Annotated in this window: 15 protein-coding genes and 1 other RNA gene; 1 reads left to right on the forward strand and 15 read right to left on the reverse strand. The window is 34.7% G+C overall.

Features of this window, described 5'->3' with window-relative positions; translation table 11 throughout:
- Nucleotides 1-104: 104 nt before the first annotated feature.
- From rnpB to ACFQ39_RS13820, 7 genes are all read right to left on the reverse strand, one after another.
- Nucleotides 105-421, reverse strand: an RNA gene (gene rnpB, locus ACFQ39_RS13790) — RNase P RNA component class A.
- A 348-nt stretch (nt 422-769) separates the two neighbouring features.
- A complete protein-coding gene (dnaJ, locus tag ACFQ39_RS13795; protein ID WP_377179916.1) occupies nt 770-1,885 on the reverse strand; it encodes a molecular chaperone DnaJ in 1,116 nt (371 codons plus the stop codon).
- A gap of 80 nt (nt 1,886-1,965) precedes the next feature.
- Nucleotides 1,966-2,526 (reverse strand): nucleotide exchange factor GrpE, encoded by a 561-nt coding sequence (locus ACFQ39_RS13800; protein ID WP_377179918.1) that lies wholly within the window; start codon nt 2,524-2,526, stop codon nt 1,966-1,968.
- Nucleotides 2,527-2,605: 79 nt separating this feature from the next.
- Nucleotides 2,606-3,922: a UDP-N-acetylglucosamine 1-carboxyvinyltransferase gene (gene murA / locus ACFQ39_RS13805; RefSeq protein ID WP_377179920.1), complete on the reverse strand. Its 1,317-nt coding sequence runs from the start codon at nt 3,920-3,922 to the stop codon at nt 2,606-2,608.
- A 20-nt stretch (nt 3,923-3,942) separates the two neighbouring features.
- Complete coding sequence (locus ACFQ39_RS13810; RefSeq protein ID WP_377179922.1) at nt 3,943-4,572, reverse strand: DUF4290 domain-containing protein; 630 nt, start codon at nt 4,570-4,572, stop codon at nt 3,943-3,945.
- A 57-nt stretch (nt 4,573-4,629) separates the two neighbouring features.
- Nucleotides 4,630-6,957 (reverse strand): ATP-dependent helicase, encoded by a 2,328-nt coding sequence (locus ACFQ39_RS13815; protein WP_377179924.1) that lies wholly within the window; start codon nt 6,955-6,957, stop codon nt 4,630-4,632.
- Between the two features lie 125 nt (nt 6,958-7,082).
- Entirely contained in the window at nt 7,083-9,194 is a 2,112-nt protein-coding gene (locus ACFQ39_RS13820; RefSeq protein WP_377179926.1) for an OmpA family protein, read from the reverse strand.
- A gap of 155 nt (nt 9,195-9,349) precedes the next feature.
- Between ACFQ39_RS13820 and ACFQ39_RS13825 the strand changes: the two genes are divergently transcribed.
- Nucleotides 9,350-9,871: a DUF7935 family protein gene (locus ACFQ39_RS13825; RefSeq protein ID WP_377179928.1), complete on the forward strand. Its 522-nt coding sequence runs from the start codon at nt 9,350-9,352 to the stop codon at nt 9,869-9,871.
- Here ACFQ39_RS13825 and nudK read toward each other — a convergent pair.
- The 8 genes from nudK to ACFQ39_RS13865 all read right to left on the reverse strand — a co-directional run bounded on the left by nudK (nt 9,868) and on the right by ACFQ39_RS13865 (nt 18,369).
- Nucleotides 9,868-10,458 carry a GDP-mannose pyrophosphatase NudK gene (gene nudK / locus ACFQ39_RS13830; RefSeq protein ID WP_377179930.1) on the reverse strand — a complete coding sequence of 197 codons (591 nt, stop codon included), beginning with the start codon at nt 10,456-10,458 and terminating at the stop codon, nt 9,868-9,870. The two genes, ACFQ39_RS13825 and nudK, sit on opposite strands and share 4 nt — an antisense overlap.
- 3 nt (nt 10,459-10,461) lie before the next feature.
- A complete protein-coding gene (ettA, locus tag ACFQ39_RS13835; RefSeq protein WP_377179932.1) occupies nt 10,462-12,153 on the reverse strand; it encodes an energy-dependent translational throttle protein EttA in 1,692 nt (563 codons plus the stop codon).
- A gap of 103 nt (nt 12,154-12,256) precedes the next feature.
- A complete protein-coding gene (locus ACFQ39_RS13840) occupies nt 12,257-14,350 on the reverse strand; it encodes a DUF349 domain-containing protein (RefSeq protein WP_377179935.1) in 2,094 nt (697 codons plus the stop codon).
- 124 nt (nt 14,351-14,474) lie between these two features.
- Entirely contained in the window at nt 14,475-15,245 is a 771-nt protein-coding gene (locus ACFQ39_RS13845; RefSeq protein WP_377179937.1) for a shikimate dehydrogenase family protein, read from the reverse strand.
- 5 nt (nt 15,246-15,250) lie between these two features.
- Nucleotides 15,251-16,294 (reverse strand): DUF368 domain-containing protein, encoded by a 1,044-nt coding sequence (locus ACFQ39_RS13850; RefSeq protein WP_377179939.1) that lies wholly within the window; start codon nt 16,292-16,294, stop codon nt 15,251-15,253.
- Nucleotides 16,295-17,251, reverse strand: a complete 957-nt coding sequence (locus tag ACFQ39_RS13855; RefSeq protein ID WP_377179941.1) for a DUF368 domain-containing protein — start codon at nt 17,249-17,251, stop codon at nt 16,295-16,297.
- 65 nt (nt 17,252-17,316) lie between these two features.
- Entirely contained in the window at nt 17,317-17,679 is a 363-nt protein-coding gene (locus tag ACFQ39_RS13860; protein WP_377179943.1) for a cupin domain-containing protein, read from the reverse strand.
- A gap of 9 nt (nt 17,680-17,688) precedes the next feature.
- Nucleotides 17,689-18,369, reverse strand: a complete 681-nt coding sequence (locus tag ACFQ39_RS13865) for an ABC transporter ATP-binding protein (RefSeq protein WP_377179945.1) — start codon at nt 18,367-18,369, stop codon at nt 17,689-17,691.
- Nucleotide 18,370: the final 1 nt, after the last annotated feature.

Genomic DNA, 18,370 nt, shown 5'->3' on the forward strand with positions numbered 1-18,370 from the left:
AGGAAATACAAAGAATCGGAATTACTTAAACATTTAAGTAATTGGTAAATTAGATGAGTATTCATTGCCTTTTTAAAAGCAAATTGATTGAAAAATTGGGAAAATAAAAAAGTAGGTCTATAAGCCGGATTCTGTAACGTATTGAACGTCTCTTATCATTTATCTGCATTGCAAATTACTTTGCAATTGTAGCTGCTTACCCTTTGAAATCGGACGAGTAATCCTCAAACTTCAATTTACTTAGCATTGCACCGCATAGAGTTTACCTGATTTCACTACAGCCTAACTGTACATTCTTTCTGTTGCACTTGTCCTATTCGAAATTGCGAAAATCTCAAACGACGGATGTTATCCGCTATGCTACTCTGTGGTGTCCGGACTTTCCTCTGCGCCTGAACGCAGCGATAAGATGACCTACTTCAAACTTTTTGAGACAAAAAACCCACTTTTGTAAAACAAAAGTGGGAAAATTGCTATGAAAAAGAATATTACTATAAAGTAATATAATTTTGGTATGGTAAAAATACATATATATTTGACTCTTCCTCTAGAATTGTTGATTATTTTTGATAAAATTCATTAAAAAATTTTAACAATTTATTTATCAAGTATTTAAAACAAAAACCCACTCTTTAGAAGAGTGGGAAAATTGCTATGAAAAAGAAAAAGTTACTGAATAGATTCAGTAAACTCAAAGATAATAATATTTTTTATATAAAAATATGCATCCACCTAAAATTATTTCTTTTTCTACCTGATAATGAAATATTTATAAAAACATATCCTTTACTTTATCAAAAAATGACTTTTCTTTTTCTGAAGGATTAGGTACAAAATTCTCATCATCTATCATCTTTTCAAAGAAATCTCTTTGGTTTCTCGATAATTTTTGTGGAGTCCAAACATTGACATGAACTAAAAGATCGCCTTTCCCATAACGTTCTAAACTCTCTACACCTTTACCTTTCAATCTTAATATTTTACCGGATTGCGTTCCCTCTTCAACTTTTAACCTTACAATTCCTGTCAGCGTATCAATTTCTTTCGTTGTTCCTAAAGCTGCCTCAGAAAAACTAATATACATATCGTAATGCAAATTATTTCCTTCGCGTTTTAGTTTATCATGAGGTATTTCCTGCACAACTACCAAAATATCTCCTGGTATTCCATCGCCCGGAGCCTCATTTCCTTTGCCAGCTACTTTCAGCTGTACACCATCCGTAACACCTGCAGGAATATTAATAGAAACTGTTTCTTCATGTTGAATCATACCGTTGGCATCGGAATTTTTTGGTCTATTATCTACAATTTTTCCAGAACCCTGACATGTTGAACAGGTGGTAGCCGTTTGCATTCTGCCTAAAATAGTGTTGGTTACTCTCAAGACTTGCCCTTGCCCATTACAAGATGAACAGGTTTTATAGGTTACCCCTTTGGCTTTTACCATCCTTTTTACCTTCACTTTCTTCTCTACTCCGTTAAGTATGTCTTGCAACTCCAACTTTACACGGATACGGAGGTTACTTCCCTTTACACGGGCCTGCCTGGAAGAACCGCCACCAAAGCCAAAACCTCCACCAAAATGGCCTCCAAAAATATCTCCAAACTGGCTAAAGATATCATCCATATTCATTCCGCCGCCAAAACCACCATAGCCTCCTCCTTCGAATGCCGAATGACCATATTGGTCATATCTGGCTTTTTTATTCTCATCGCTAAGCACCTCATAGGCTTCTGCCGCTTCCTTAAAACGCTCTTCTGCCTTCTTGTCACCCGGATTCTTATCAGGGTGACTCTCTATTGCCTTTTTGCGATATGCTTTTTTGATCTCTACTGCGCTCGCCGATTTGCTAACGCCTAAAACCTCATAATAATCTCTTTTCATCTCTTTCTTTTTAGCCTCACTCAATCCCAATTCTTCAATTCAAAAAACGGGAAAAGTTGTTTTGAAGTTTATTGCGTTTACTAAAGACAAGTAACAACTTTTGGAAATCTCACAATAGTATCTCCTAGTTTATAGCCTTTTTCGACAACGTCGTAAATTTTACCTTTTAAATCATCTGATGGAGCGGGAACTTGTGAAATAGCCTCATGAATTTCTGCATCAAAGACATCACCCATTTTTACTTCAACTTCTTTTAAACCCTTGGTGGTCAAAGTATTCTTAAATTTATTATAAATTAATTGCATACCTTGAAACAATGCATCATCATCTGACTTTTCCAATTCCTTTAAACCTCTTTCAAAATCATCTAAAATGGGCAATAAAGCTGTCATTAATTCTCTATTAGCCGTACTGTACAATTCTATTCTTTCTTTCGAAGTGCGTTTTTTATAATTTTCAAATTCCGCGAAAAGTCTTAAAAAATTATTTCTTTCTTTTTGAAGTTCCTCATCTAAATTGGGTTCAGATTCTTCTTTATTATCTTCTGCCTGATCTTCAATCTCAGACTGATCTAATTCATTGATTTGATCTTCGAACTCAGCATCATTTTGTGCTGGATTTGATTTATTCTGTTTCGTCATAACTGATCTCTTTTATGCCTCCTTCCTAGCAAAAGTATTGCCAATCTAATAATTATGTCAGATTGTCATTTTTAAATAATCAGAAAGAATCATTTATTCTTTCAATTTTAGCCCCTAAAGCCCTCAACCTTTCATCAATTCGTTCATACCCTCTATCGATTTGATCAATATTATGAATGGTACTTGTACCTTGTGCAGAAAGTGCAGCAATGACCAAGGCAATTCCGGCTCGGATATCTGGTGACGACATTACAGAACCTCTTAATTCTGAATCGTGATTGAGACCAATAACAGTTGCCCGGTGCGGATCACAAAGTATAATTTTAGCACCCATATCAATCAATTTGTCAACAAAGAATAACCTGCTTTCAAACATTTTTTGATGAACCAAAACACTTCCTTTGGCCTGCGTAGCCACGACTAAAACAATACTCAATAAATCTGGAGTAAAACCTGGCCATGGTGCATCCGAAATGGTTAAGATAGAATCGTCCATGAAATTTTGAATCACATATTCTTTTTGGGATGGTATAAATATATCATCATCATGTTTTTCCAAAGCAATCCCAAGTTTCCTGAACACATTTGGAATTAAACCTAGGTTTTCCCAACTCACATTCTTTATGGTAAGTGCAGATTTTGTCATTACCGCCATTCCTATCCAACTTCCAATTTCTATCATATCTGGAAGGATTCTATGTTCGCATCCACCCAAATATTTTACGCCATTAACAATCAATTTATTTGATCCAATCCCTTGAATATCTGCACCCATCGAAATAAGCATTTTACTTAACTGCTGGATATAGGGTTCGCATGCTGCATTGTAGATTGTTGTCTCCCCTTTCGCCATCACCGCTGCCATAAGAATATTGGCAGTACCTGTAACAGATGCTTCATCCAACAACATATAAGTACCCTTTAACTCTTCTGCCTCCACACCATAAAAGTACTCCTCTGGATTGTATCTGAATTTGGCTCCTAATTTTATAAATCCCTCAAAATGAGTATCTAATCTTCTTCTGCCAATTTTATCTCCACCGGGTCTAGGAATATATCCTTGCCCGAACCTGGTGAGCAACGGACCAACAATCATAATTGATCCTCTTAACGAGCTGCCATCCTTTTTAAATTTCGCGGATTTTAGATAATCTAAGTCGATTTCGTCTGCCTGAAATTCATAGGTGTTTTTATCGATTCTAGTGACTTTTACACCTAATTCTCCAAGTATGAAAATCAGTTTATTAACATCCTGAATATCAGGAATATTGCTTATTGTAACTTTTTCTGCCGTTAATAATACCGCACAGATAACTTGCAAGGCCTCATTCTTTGCCCCCTGAGGAGTGATTTCTCCTCTGAGCTGATGACCACCTTCAATTTTAAAAATAGACATGCTTTAAACTACTAAGATGATTATTTCTTTTTGTAGATCTTTTTTTGTTTAGATCCTTTATTGTTATTATTGAATTTATTGGAAGTTTTTCTTAAAAGATTTTTACTCTCTGCCAACTCATTATCTTTAAGCGTCAATTTCAATTTTCCTCCTGATAATTCCGCTAGATGATCAATAATAATTTTATCATCCACCGTATCTTTATTCCAGTTGAGATAAGATTTTTTCATATGGTTGGCTATGGTCATAACCAATGCATCTTTTAAATCACCTTCTTCCCATGCTGCTGCCGTATCTATCATTGTTTGGATATGATTGCCATAAAAACGATATTTAGAAACTGATTTAGGATAAGGTAATTTTTCAGGTTTAGCCTGAAGATTTTCTCTCAATGGCTTAGGATATGGAGAATCTGCATCCAACTGATAATTGGACATGATAAAAAGTTGATCCCATAATTTATGCTGGAAGTCCGGAACATCACGTAAATGAGGTTGCAAATTGCCCATTACATCTACAATCGCTTTTGCCATTGTATTGCGTTCTTCTTCATTTTCAATGGTCATACAATGATTTACCAACTTCTGTATATGTCTTCCGTATTCAGGAATAATTAACGGTTCTCTTTCAGAATTGTATTCTAACTCCATAATTCTTTTCTTATATAATATTGCAAAGTAACAATTATTTCACGGAAAGCCTGCGGTTTAATTCACTATTTTAAGCTTGGCAAACTGGAGCAATAGTTTTTTTATTTCTCCGTTTTCAAATTTTATTTCGGCTTTTTGATCGTTTTCATTTCCTTCAATAGCCAACACTTCGCCTTTACCAAATTTCCCATGAATCACAAAATTACCTACTTTAAGTTTTGTGGCAAATGGTCCTTCCGGAATATCCATTTTTACTTGGTGCATTCTCTTAAAATTACCTTGAACTGGTGATGCTTTTTTTATTGGTTTTGGGGCTTCTTTCCTTTTTACCCCAATTGGTTTCTTAAATCTTACAGTCTCCGGGGGAGTTTCTCCAAAAATATCGGAATCGATAAAACTGTTTTGCTTAAATTGAGGTTGTTTGGGTGCAATTTGTTGAACAAATTGCTCATCAATCTCTTCTAAAAACCGACTTGGTTCGCAATCCACTAATTTACCCCATCGATATCTGGATTGGGCATATGATAGATAAACTTGCTTCTCTGCTCTGGTAAGTGCAACATAGAACAACCTCCGCTCCTCCTCTACTTCACTTCTCGTGTTCATACTCATGGCCGACGGAAACAGATTTTCTTCCATTCCAACAATAAAAACATGAGGAAATTCTAATCCCTTCGCCAAGTGAATCGTCATTAAAGACACCCTTGGTTTATCATCTTTATCGTTATCTAAATCTGTCGCTAAAGCCACATCAATTAAGAAAACAGCCAAGGAATCATCTTCTTCTTTTTCTTTTTGAACCTCAATAAAATCTTTGATACCGTTAAGAAGCTCCTGAACATTTTCTACTTTGCTAATCGCTTCAGGTGTTCCATCTTTTTCTATATCTCGAACCAGTTTTGTTTTTTTCAAAACCAACTCTGCTATCTCGAAAGCATTTAATGTTTGTGCCTCTGCCTGAAAACTTTTGATCAGTAAGACAAAATCACGCAGTTTATTCTTAGTTCCAGTATTTAACTGAAGATTTACAACATCAATATTTTCTATAACCTCGAATATAGATTTATTCAATTCATTAGCAGCCACAGTTAATTTGTTCATGGTGGTATCGCCAATTCCTCTTGCTGGATAGTTGATTACTCTTTTCAGTGCTTCCTCATCATTTGGATTCAAGATCAATCTCAGGTATGCCAGCGTATCTTTGATTTCCTTTCGTTGGTAAAAACTTAAGCCTCCAAAAATTTTATAATCGATATTCTTTTTCCTCAGCGCATCTTCTATGGCTCTAGATTGAGCATTGGTTCTATAAAGTACTGCAAATTGATCATTGGACAATTGATGCCTCATCTGATCTTCAAAAATGGCACTCGCCACAAAACGCCCTTCATCACCTTCTGATAAAGTACGCATAATTTTAATCATGTCACCTTTATCGTTCTGCGTCCAAATTGTTTTATCTAATTTGCTCTGATTGTTTTCAATGACGCTATTTGCAGCATTTACAATGGTTTGAGAAGATCTGTAATTTTGTTCGAGCTTAAAAATACTAACCTCTTTATAATCTCTTTGAAAATTGAGGATATTTTGAATATTTGCCCCACGAAATGCATAGATACTTTGACTGTCATCTCCAACCACACATATATTTTCAAAACGATCTGCCAAAGCTCGCACAATGAGATATTGAGAATGGTTGGTATCTTGGTACTCATCTACTAAAATATATTTGAAACGATCTTGGTATTTTCCCAAAACATCCGGAAAGCGCGTGAGTAGTTCGTTGGTCCTAAGCAATAAATCATCAAAATCCATTGCACCAGCTTTAAAACATCGATCTACATAGTTTTTATAAATCTCACCCATTTTTGGTCTTCCCGACATTCGGTCGGCTTCCAACAACTCGGGATTCGTGTAGTAAGCTTTGACGGTAATCAAGCTATTCTTATATTGAGAAATACGACCCAAAACCTGTTTCGGCTTATACTTGTCTTTATCCAAACTCATCTCTTGAATAATAGAAGAAAGTAATCTTACAGAGTCTTGTGTGTCATAAATTGTAAAATTAGACGGAAAACCTAATTTCTCACTTTCACTTCTTAAAATTCTGGCAAAAACACTGTGAAAAGTACCCATCCACAAATTTTTTGCTTCGCTTTGCCCAACAATTTCTGCAATTCGCTTTTTCATTTCACGAGCCGCCTTATTGGTAAAAGTAAGGGCCAAAATATTGAAGGAATCTACTCCCTGTTGCATTAAATGAGCTATTCTATATGTGAGTACTCGGGTTTTTCCAGAACCAGCTCCGGCAATAATAATCATCGGACCATCTTTGTGCAATACGGCCTCTTTTTGAGATTCATTAAGTTGAGCGATATAATTATTCACAGGAAGTCAAACAGGTTAAAGCCTCAAAAATACAATCCTTAATTTATTCTCACAATAAAAGTTATCGACATAAAAAAAGAGGCTACCCTTTTTAAGAATAACCTCTTCATTGCATAGTAAAAAAATCACTTTTCAGCAAAAATGTCAACTCGTCTATTGGCCTGTCTACCTTTAGAAGTATTATTATCTCCTATTGGATTTGAAGAGCCATAACCTTGTGCAGATATCATATCTGCTGGAAAACCTGCTTTAACTAGATAATCCATCACCGCTTCTGCTCTTTCTTTAGAAAGTCTGTCATTTACACTGGCGCTACCTGTGCTATCAGTATGACCTTCTACTCTAAATTTAGAGGTTTTATATTCAGATAAAATTGAACTAATTTGGTCTAATCTAACAAGTGATTCGTTCGTAAAAGTAGATTTTCCCGTATTAAAATAAAGTGCTCTTGCTAAATCTGTTATTTGTTTTTGCACTTCATCAGTAATCAAAGGACAACCGCCATTTGAAGGTTCTCCAGATATATAAGGACAATTATCCTCATCATCAGGTACACCGTCCAAATCTGTATCTTTCATCGGGCAACCCTTATTCTCTATTAAGCCTGATTCATTTGGACATTCATCCATTTTATCCATAACTCCATCTCCATCACTATCAGGACAACCATTAAACTGCTCTAAACCTGCTATTTCAGGGCAATAATCATCTTGATCACTAAAACCATCTCCATCACTATCAGGACAACCGTTCATCGCCTCTGTTCCGGCAATTGTTGGACAAACATCTCTTGAATCTGGAATACCATCTAAATCTGTATCAGGACAACCATTAAACTGCTCTAATCCAGGCACTTCTGGACAAGCATCCTCAGTATCTTTTACACCATCATTATCTGTGTCTTTTCCTCCAAATCTAAAATTAAGTCCAACCATAATAAGTGAAGTTGTCATGTCATATGCTACCTCACTACCAGGTATAGCACCTAATTGATTATTGTTTGAGATCATCATTGGACTTAATAATGGTCCTCTTGTTTTACCATCACTCATACCGTAATGGTACATGGCATCAAAAACAAAAGAATCACTAAATTCATAACTAAATCCAAATTGGAAAGCATTGGCAATTACTGCGGTCGCCGGTACTGAAAAGAACGCTAAATCTTCTTGGATAGGATTTGTGCTATAAGTATAACCGAAACGAAGTGGTAATTTATTGATTGCTTTTAATTGTAATCCGGCGGATAAGATCGAAATATTTTGCCATCCGAAACCATTCACTGCACCAGTTGGAAAGCCATTTTCTGCAAATGCCCATCCACTTTTTTCGAATCCTTCGGTACCTTCATAATCTACATATCTGTAGTCCAGTGCTAAATCAACAATTCCTTTAGAATAACCAATACCCACAGAATAAATTGCGGGGTAATCCATGGTAAATTTTACGCCAGGTGCTGCTGTACCATCCAAATATTCATTTTCAAAATCAAACTCACTAAAGAATTGTGGTGATTTATAGGATGCTCCCATTTTAAATCCGTTTTGCGAATCAAAAAACAAGCCTATTTGTCCACCATAGCCAAAAGCAGTAGCTCTATCGGATTTTGGATAACCTTTTCCTGTTCCTCCCATTTCAGGCGGGAAATCAGGTGATGCAAGAGGATTTGGTTCTAACTCTAACGACGCGTAATTAGCTGTTGGTTGAAATCCAATTGAGAATTTCTCTGAAAGAGCAATAGCCCACGTAAATCCAACCTGTAATAGCATATAATCAGATTCTATACGTCCAAAACCACCTTGCGATTGCGGAAAGTTAATGGGATTTGAAGAACTTTCAGGAAAAGTTACACCAAAACCGCTAATACCAAAAGCAGAAATACCAAAGGTAGATTTGCTGTCTTTATCACCCCAAGCAAATGCAAGTGCAGGCATAGGAGAAATCCCTCTGTCATCTTCCGTAGAACCACTAAATGGTCCTTGGGGTGTTGGCACGGTTGAATATAATTCTGGTGACGAAGAAAATGCACCGATATCGAATTTAAGAATAGACCCATCAAAGGCCGACAAACCGGCTGGGTTCCATTGCATGGCTCCACTAATATCTAATGGTTGGCCTGTTGCAGCACCTCCCATAGACATATTTACTGCTCCTACTCCTTGTAAAATATGTCCGGTTTGCGCCATGGCAAACGAACAGAACAAAGAAATAAGAAAACTTATTTGTAATTTTTTCATATAATTATAATTGAGTTAATATGATATTTAAGTAATCATCCATTTCTTGAATAAGTAAAAAAACGAATCATTCCATCAAATTTATTGACATTATTCACATATTTTTATGAGATTTGTCATGGAACTAAATTAATTCTAATTAATTAGATTGTAGAATGGACTCAGATAAAATATTAGAAATAATCGCTTATTGTTTGCCTGCTTTAATTACAGGAGGTGTTGCTCTTTATTTTTTTAAGGATTTTGTAAAAAACGAAAATCAACGAAGAATTTTTTTAGTAAAAAGGGAAAATCAGAAGCTCGCCTTACCCTTAAGATTGCAAGCTTATGAAAGGATGGCCTTATTTTTAGAAAGAATTTCCTTTTCAAAACTATTGGTAAGGGTCAAACCTTCCAATGCTAGTGTGTCTGAATATCAAAACAAATTAATTCTTCATATAGAACAAGAATTTGAACACAATTTAACGCAACAAATCTATATTTCAGATAATGGTTGGAATGCCATTGTTTCTGCAAAAAATGCACAAATACAAATCATCAGAGCTATGACTGCTGACAAATCTACCGAAAATGCTGAACATTTGCGGGAAAAATTACTTCAAAAATCTACTGAAAGTGAAAGCCCTACGGCCATTGCCCTTTCACTTGTAAAAAACGAAGTACGCTCAATTTTTTAGGAGAGAAATAATTTTAATCGAATCGCTAAGTATTGCAACAAAATAATAGTTTTAGCATCTATGATTTCTCCATAAGAAATCCATTCTAATGCCGTTTTAACTGGGATTTCTAACACTTCAATTTCTTCTTGCTCTTCTATTAATCCTCCTCCATTATTCACTTTCATGTCGTCGGTATATTCTCCTAAATACAAATGAATGATTTCTGTTACTGCGCCGGGCGACATATAAGTTTCAAGCACTTTTTCGACCTTCTTAATCTTATATCCGGTTTCTTCAAAAACTTCATTGATGATACACGTTTCAGGATCCTGACCATCCAATAAACCTGCACAAGTTTCAACGAGCATACCAGATTCGTTCCCATTTACATAGGTTGGCATTCTAAATTGTCTGATAAGTACAACCGTTTGTTTTTCTTTATTGTACAAAAGTATTCCTGCACCATTCCCTCTGTCATAACTCTCTCTATATTGTCTAACCCAAGAACCATCCTTTCTTTGGTAATCAAATCCAATTTTATATAAGGTGTACCAATTATCTGATAAGACTTCTTTTTCTATATTTTTAATTTTTGGATTAAGCATTTCTTACCTCACCAGTTTTTTATATTTAATTCTCTTCGGAACTAAATCTCCACCCAATCTTTTCTTCTTATTCTCTTCGTATTCTGAAAAACTTCCTTCAAAATAATACACTTGAGAATCTCCTTCAAAGGCTAAAATATGTGTACAGATTCTATCTAAAAACCAACGGTCATGTGAAATAATAACTGCACATCCTGCAAAATTCTCGAGCCCTTCTTCTAAAGCACGCAAGGTATTTACGTCCAAATCATTGGTAGGTTCATCCAGGAGTAAAACATTTCCTTCTTCTCTTAAAGTCATAGCTAAATGCAAACGGTTTCTTTCACCACCTGACAATGTACTCACTTTTTTATTTTGCTCTGATCCACTAAAGTTAAACCTTCCTAAATAAGCCCTTGAGTTGATCTCCTTACCGCCCATTAGGATAGTTTCTTGGCCTTGAGCAAAATTTTCCCAAATAGATTTATCCGGATCGATATTAGAATGTTGCTGATCTACGTAGGCAATATTAGCAGTTTCACCCACCTCAAATACACCTTTATCCGCGGTTTCTTCTCCCATAATCATTTTAAATATTGTAGTTTTTCCGGCACCATTAGGGCCAATAATCCCAACAATACCATTTGGAGGAAGATTAAAATTCAGGCTTTCATACAATAACTTATCTCCAAATGCTTTAGAAACTCCCACTGCATTGATCACATTATTCCCTAAACGGGGGCCATTTGGAATATATAATTCTAACTTTTCTTCTTTTTGTTTTTGATCTTCGTTTATCAATTTATCATAATTTGACAAACGTGCTTTTGATTTTGCATGCCTGCCTTTCGGTGCCATTCTCACCCATTCCAACTCACGCTGTAAAGTTTTTTGCCTTTTTGACGCTACTTTTTCTTCCTGTGCTAATCTCGCCGATTTCTGCTCTAACCAAGAAGAATAATTTCCTTTAAAAGGGATTCCTTCTCCTCTATCCAACTCAAGAATCCATCCTGCGACATTATCTAAAAAATAACGGTCGTGGGTTACAGCGATTACTGTTCCTTGATATTGTGCCAAATGATGTTCTAACCATTGTACTGATTCTGCATCCAAATGGTTAGTCGGCTCATCTAATAAAAGCACATCTGGTTGTTTTAACAAGATCCTGCAAAGTGCCACTCTTCTTCGCTCTCCACCAGATAAATTCTTGATCAAGGCATCTCCATCTGGCGTTCTTAATGCATCCATCGCTATTTCTAATTGAGTATCCAATTCCCATGCATTTAAAGCGTCTATCTTATCCTGAAGTTCTGCCTGTTTTGCCATTAGTTTATCCATTTTATCAGGATTTGAATAAACTTCCTCCAAGCCAAACATATCATTTATTTTGTTGTACTCATCTAATATTGCAACAGTTCCTGCCACCCCTTCTTTTACTACCTCAATCACTGTTTTATTTTCGTCTAATTCAGGTTCTTGTGATAAATAATCTACCGAATAGTTAGGAGAAAAAACCACATTTCCCTGATGGTTCTTATCTAATCCGGCAATTATGCGAAGCAAAGTAGATTTTCCAGACCCGTTTAAACCTAAAATCCCAATCTTAGCTCCATAAAAAAAGGAGAGATAAATATTCTTTAAAACCTGTTTATTTGCTCCCGGATAAGTTTTACTTACACCGGACATTGAAAAGATTACTTTCTTATCATCTGACATATTCCAATATTTTTGATTGCCACAAATATAAAACTATTTCAGATGTTCTTTCACTGAAACTAACCTCATGTAAATAAAAATCCCGCAGTAAAGCGGGATTTTATTAGTAGTCTAAAGCATTGAGATATTTGAGTTTTCTCTGCCAAACTTTAAGTTCGCTTTTGTAATTCTCGATATTATTTAACACATTCTGAATTAACGGATTGTCTTGAGATGCATTAGAAATAAAACTCATATTGTTTTCCAACTGTTTTATTTCTCTAGTTAATTCATCACATTTTTTTCGAACAAAATGATGCTCAGACTCTAATTTCCTTCCATCATTTTGGGCGGCATATGAATCAACGATATTTTTAAACTTCAAGAAACTAGACTCATCTTCATCGAGATCCAATTTTTTATAAGCTGAATCTAGGGTTTTGTTAAATTTAGTATTTAAATGGCCCATGTTTCCTGGTACTTCACCCAAATTCCTCCATTCTTCAACAAAAGTATTCACTGCGTCTAAATCAATATTCTCTTCTTGCTTTATTTCTTCTTTAAAGTTTCCGAGTAATTCTTTTTTCTGATCAATTATTTCACTTTGTTCGCTGTTTATACCTTCTTGCTTTTGATGCAACCTGTCAAAGAAATGGTTACATGCAGCTTTAAATCTTTTCCAAATTTTGTCAGAGTCTTTTCTCGGTACATGCCCAATTTTTTTCCAATCTGCTTGAATCTTCTTAAACACATCGGTTACAGTTTTCCAGTCTTCACTATCTTTAAGTGATTCTGCCTGTTCAATTAACTGCATTTTCTTTTTGAGATTATCCAGTTGCTCGCCTTTGATCGATTTAAAGTAATTATTTTTTTCCTTATTGAAATTTCTAGTAGCACTTTTAAAAGCAGACCACACCTCTTCGTTTCTCGCTCTGGTTACCCTTCCAATAGCCAAAAATTCTTTTCTAAGGGCTTCTACTTTTTTAATAGCTTCTTGCCAAGCAACGCGAGATTCTAATTTGCCAAGATCAATTTCCTCAATTTTTTTAATCACTTCAAATTTTAAATCGACATTCTTTTCTAATTGTTCATCAATTACTTTTTGAAATTCATGTCTTTTTTCGTGGATTTTTTTTGTTGCTTCACTGAACTTATGCCATATTTCTTCTCTGTATTCTCTCGCTACCGGTCCAATCTCTTCTTTCCAAAGCCTGTGCAATACCTGTAATTCTCTAAAGGCTTTATCTACATCCTTTTGTTGCGCCAAAGCTTCAGCTCTTTCTACCAACTTGCTCTTTTCTTCTAAATTATGCTTAAAATCCAGATCTTTAAATTCATTGGATAGATGAAGCAAATCGTAAAACCTCTCTACATGATGCTGATAAGTCTGCCAAATATCATTATAATTTGCCTTCGGAATTTGTCCAATACTGCGCCACTCTGCTTGAAGATCTTTAAAATCTTTATACATAGAAGCTGGCTCTGCATTGTCAATTAAATCCTTTAAGCGCTCGATTAATTCAGTTTTTTTGACAAGATTTTCCTTTTGTTCTGCTTCAATTGCCAAATAAGCCTCTTGTCTTTTTTTCTTAAAACTATTTACTAACGAGTTAAACTTTGATTTTAATGGAGAACTGTAATGGAAATCTATTTCATCCCCTCCTCCTTCTATAAATTTGGCTTTTTCTTCCTCAACGAAAGCCCTGAATTTAGCATCAAATGTTTTCTTAAATTCGAAATAATATTTTTTTACCTCATTAATTGGGGATCTATATAAAATGTTTTCAAACTCAACAAGCAAGTCTTCCATGGTTAATTTTGAAAAGTCTAGCGGTTCCTGTTTCCCTTCATTTTCAGACTTTGCCTTTTTCTGCTTTTGAGCTACTTCTGTTTTTTCTTCGACTTCATTTACTACTGCATTTGATTTAACTGATTCATCAGAATTTTCAGCTTCCTCAATTTTATCATTTAAATTTTCTTTGGGTTTTTCAGAAGTCATTTGTACAATAGGCTCATCAATGATTTCTTTTATTTTTTCAACAGCTTCTTCAACCTTTTCAAGTGTGGTTTCTTCCTCTAAAACGGATTCCTCAACAGACTCTTTTTCAGTTGTTTCTTTGTCAACCACCTTATCAACTTCATGTAAAGAATTATCTTTAGTCTGATCGTCATTTGAAGATTTTTCTTCAGGAAGTTTAGGGTCTTTATTTTCTAACATTGTAAAACAAGTTTAAGTTCAAATTTGCCAATAATATTTAAGTATCCTATTTTAAATGGTGATTCTCAAATTATACCTTACAGATGTAAAATACCAAATGGCGTTGCGCAATTTACTCAAAATTTTAGTAATTCCATATTTCCCAAGCCTTTTCAGCCTGCAATTCTAACATCTCTTCTCCATTTTTTATCTGCGCTCCATAAAACTTTGCTTTTTTAAGAAACAGTGTTTCCGAAGGGTTATAAATTAGATCGAAGAATAAATGATTTTTCGTTACAAAATTATAAGGGAAATTGGGACAAGCATTGATATCAGGAAAAGTCCCAACCGGGCTGCAATTCACAACAATAAAGTGATCGTTAACAATTTCTTTCGTTAATTCAGAATAACGAATTGAATTGTCTCTTGATGCCTCTCTGGAGACATACTTATGCTCAATTCCAAGTTTATCTAAAGCATATGATACTGCTTTTGATGCTCCACCAGTGCCCAGTATAAGCGCTTTTTTATGCATAGGTTTGATGAATGGCAAAATAGAATATTCAAATCCATAAACATCAGTATTGAAACCTTTAAGTTTATTTCCCTCCAAAAATTTTACCGTATTTACTGCTCCAATGGCTAAAGCTTCTTCATCTATTTCATCCAAAAATGGCATTACTTTCTCCTTGTAAGGAATCGTGACATTAAAACCCTTCAAATTCGGTAAAGAATCTAATAAAGGAGGTAAATCATCAATTATATCTAGATCAAAATTGGTATAATAGTAACCTTTCAAAGCATTCTTTTTGAACTTTTCATTAAAATATCCTTTCGAAAAAGAATAACTTATTTGCCTGCCCAATAAACCAAATAAATATTCCGCTTTTTTTATATCAATAAGATCATTTTCCATAAATATTACATTTGTGATTGCCGCTTTAGCAATTTTTTTTCGTCATGGCGCTTTCCATACCATTCAAGAACTAACAATATAATTATGCCAAATATAATGAAGCCGATAGCCATCCAAGTCGATTGCTGGCTGAAGTCTGGCCAATATCTTTGATAATTTTCGATAACAAGGTCACCCTGGCTATCATACATTTTCTCTCCTTGCTCATTAAATTTATAAACAACTTCTTTCCATGGCCATACAATACCCAAAGATCCTGTTATAAAACCAATAATTACGGCAATAACGGGTTGATGCCATCTTTTGAGTAAATATCCCACAATATGAGAAATCACGATTAATCCTGTTAGTGAACCCAGTGTGAAAAAGGCGATGATTTTTAAGTAATGCATACGCACTTCATCATGAATAAACGAAAAATCAAATTGAACAATATCGACCAAAATTCTAAATAGTTCATTGACCGAATCGACCAAAAGAAGCACATAATTTCCCAATAAAATAAGGATAAACGAACCTGATAAGCCTGGTAAAGTCATTCCGCTAACACCAATTACCCCACATAGAAATACGAACCAGAGTTGATCATTTTCTGTTGCCGGATCCATAAAACTAATGGCAAGACCTAATAAAATACCCGAAAAAATAAAGATTATATTTTTCCAAGACCAATCCTTAAAATCTTTTAAGATGTAATAGATGGAGCCTATAATCATTCCAAAAAAAGTACTCCAAACATATAATTCGTGATGTCTAAGGAAATAATCTAAAACTCTGGAAACACTAAAATAGCTAAAAACACTACCGGCGAAAACAAGCACTAAAAAGCGTCCGTTGATGTATTGGTAAAAACTTTTAAACCGACCATCAAAAAGTAATTTAAACGCTTTTTTATTGATCTTTTGCAATGAATAGATCAATTCTTCATAGAATCCGGTTACAAATGCCACCATGCCTCCTGAAACCCCTGGAACCTTGTTCGCTGCTCCCATGGCCACACCTTTAATAAATAAAAGTACTCTGTCAGAAAGTGTTCTGGTGTTTTCCATTTATACTTTTTTCTTTTTTGCCAATTGCTCGAGTAAAAAAATAGAACCCATTCCTATCAAAAACAAACCTATAGCTAACAGTAAGCGGTTATCACCTTCAAAGGCAAATGGCGATACACTTTCTTCTCTTAAAACCTTCATCTTCCCATCAATCATTTCATAATCTAAAACTTTTTTCCAAGGCCAGATTTTATTTAAAGAGCCTATGATAAATCCAGTTAAAACAGCAAGTGTCAACCTTTCATAATGATCGAATAGCCATTTGAGCAGTTTAGAAAAGCTGAGCAAACCAATTACCGCTCCTAGACCAAGAAAAAACAACAAATTGTAATTTTTGTCATGAATCGCATCTAATACCGGTTTGTAGGCTCCCAATAATAACAAAATGAAGCTGCCGGAAATACCCGGCAAAATCATGGCACAAATTGCCAATGCGCCTGAAAAAAAAATAAATATATTAGTGATTTCTGTTTGTTGAGGTGGGATTTTTGTAATATAAAATGCCGCTATTGCTCCAGCTAACAAGATAATGATCAAACCTAAATTCCATCTTTGAATTTGCTTTCCAATATAAAAAACACTGGCTAATACCAGCCCAAAAAAAAATGACCAAACTAAAACCGCTTCATTTTCTATCAAATATTTTATCACTTTAGCCAGAGAGAGAATACTTATAAAAATACCGATCCCAAGTGCCAATAAAAAATTACCATTGATATGCTTCCAGGCTTGAATAAAACCTTTCTTTTTTAAAATTCTAATAGCACCAAAATTTATTTTGCTAATTGTATCGATCAGTTCCTCATAAATTCCTGCTACGAAAGCGATAGTTCCACCAGATACACCAGGCACTACGTCAGCTGCTCCCATTGCAATGCCCTTTAATGTTATGACTAAATAATTTTTAAGATTTCGAACCATCGATAAATTATCATTTGAATTGCCAAATATAACCATTTATGACTATTCATATTCTCTCAGAACACAAGTAAAATTGATAAAAAATAGATTTTAAAATATGCTTAATTTTCTTCTCTATTCACTTTGTCGATTGTAAAAGCTGGATAGCAAACAGAAATATATTCGCAGGGTTCTAAAAATGGGTTTGAATACTGAATTCTCACTCCGGCTTTTATTCTTATCGATTCTCCTTCTCCTAAAACTACAGTTTCATTCCCTATGATAAATTGCTTTTTCCCCTTAATTATATATGTATATTCATCAAATTCTGGTATCTGAAAAGGCTCAGACCATCCCGGTGGTGCTATCATTTTTGCAATACTCAAATCCCCTGGAATACTGGCCATACCAAAATGTTCTTCAATAACCTTACCGTCATCTGTGGGAACTAAAAAGGGTTCACGTTGTATATTATATTTTTTCATTTGTAAAGATTAATTTGAATTTAAGATTTTACCATCTTCCATGGTAATAATCCGATCTGTGTTTTTTGCAAAGTCTTCATCATGTGTTACTACCAACAAAGATAATCCCTGCTCACTCGATAATTTTCTAAACTCATTAAATACTTTATCAGAATTATAAGAGTCTAGATTTCCAGTAGGTTCGTCTCCCATAATGATAAGCGGGTCATTGATTAGCGCACGCGCAATGGCAACTCTCTGTTTTTCTCCACCCGAAATATTAAATGCCTTTTTGTCTGCCAATTTCTCTATACCTAGATTTCGTAATTTCTTCAAGGCATTTTCTCTGATTTGTTCTGAAGAATACTCTCCCAATTTTTTTGCAGGAATCATTACATTCTCTAAAACACTAAATTCGGGAAGCAAATAGTGAAACTGAAATACAAAACCAATATGTTTGTTTCTTATTCTCGCTAATTCATTTGAATTTCTACCTGTAACCAAATCATTTTGAATCAATAATTCTCCAGAATAATCTGTATCCATAGTAGATAATATGTAGAGTAAAGTTGATTTTCCGCAACCTGACTTCCCCATGATCGATGCAAATTCACCTTTTTCAATAAAAAAATTGATATCCTTTAAAACATGAAATTTATTGGGCTTTTTAAAGTATTTATCTATATGCCTGGCCTCTAAGATTTTTTCCATT

Origin of the sequence: Namhaeicola litoreus (genome assembly GCF_042679565.1) — a bacterium.
Taxonomy (GTDB): Bacteria; Bacteroidota; Bacteroidia; order Flavobacteriales; family Flavobacteriaceae; genus Namhaeicola; species Namhaeicola litoreus.

What these genes read in the sequence shown, in the direction of transcription:
- ACFQ39_RS13850 (WP_377179939.1), bottom strand. Translation starts at nt 16,294, where the DNA reads ATGGAAAACACCAGAACACTTTCTGACAGAGTACTTTTATTTATTAAA.
- murA (WP_377179920.1), bottom strand. Translation starts at nt 3,922, where the DNA reads ATGTCTATTTTTAAAATTGAAGGTGGTCATCAGCTCAGAGGAGAAATC.
- ACFQ39_RS13820 (WP_377179926.1), bottom strand. Translation starts at nt 9,194, where the DNA reads ATGAAAAAATTACAAATAAGTTTTCTTATTTCTTTGTTCTGTTCGTTT.
- ACFQ39_RS13845 (WP_377179937.1), bottom strand. Translation starts at nt 15,245, where the DNA reads ATGGAAAATGATCTTATTGATATAAAAAAAGCGGAATATTTATTTGGT.
- ACFQ39_RS13810 (WP_377179922.1), bottom strand. Translation starts at nt 4,572, where the DNA reads ATGGAGTTAGAATACAATTCTGAAAGAGAACCGTTAATTATTCCTGAA.
- ACFQ39_RS13800 (WP_377179918.1), bottom strand. Translation starts at nt 2,526, where the DNA reads ATGACGAAACAGAATAAATCAAATCCAGCACAAAATGATGCTGAGTTC.
- ACFQ39_RS13865 (WP_377179945.1), bottom strand. Translation starts at nt 18,369, where the DNA reads ATGGAAAAAATCTTAGAGGCCAGGCATATAGATAAATACTTTAAAAAG.
- dnaJ (WP_377179916.1), bottom strand. Translation starts at nt 1,885, where the DNA reads ATGAAAAGAGATTATTATGAGGTTTTAGGCGTTAGCAAATCGGCGAGC.
- ACFQ39_RS13855 (WP_377179941.1), bottom strand. Translation starts at nt 17,251, where the DNA reads ATGGTTATATTTGGCAATTCAAATGATAATTTATCGATGGTTCGAAAT.
- ettA (WP_377179932.1), bottom strand. Translation starts at nt 12,153, where the DNA reads ATGTCAGATGATAAGAAAGTAATCTTTTCAATGTCCGGTGTAAGTAAA.
- nudK (WP_377179930.1), bottom strand. Translation starts at nt 10,458, where the DNA reads ATGCTTAATCCAAAAATTAAAAATATAGAAAAAGAAGTCTTATCAGAT.
- ACFQ39_RS13825 (WP_377179928.1), top strand. Translation starts at nt 9,350, where the DNA reads ATGGACTCAGATAAAATATTAGAAATAATCGCTTATTGTTTGCCTGCT.
- ACFQ39_RS13840 (WP_377179935.1), bottom strand. Translation starts at nt 14,350, where the DNA reads ATGTTAGAAAATAAAGACCCTAAACTTCCTGAAGAAAAATCTTCAAAT.
- ACFQ39_RS13860 (WP_377179943.1), bottom strand. Translation starts at nt 17,679, where the DNA reads ATGAAAAAATATAATATACAACGTGAACCCTTTTTAGTTCCCACAGAT.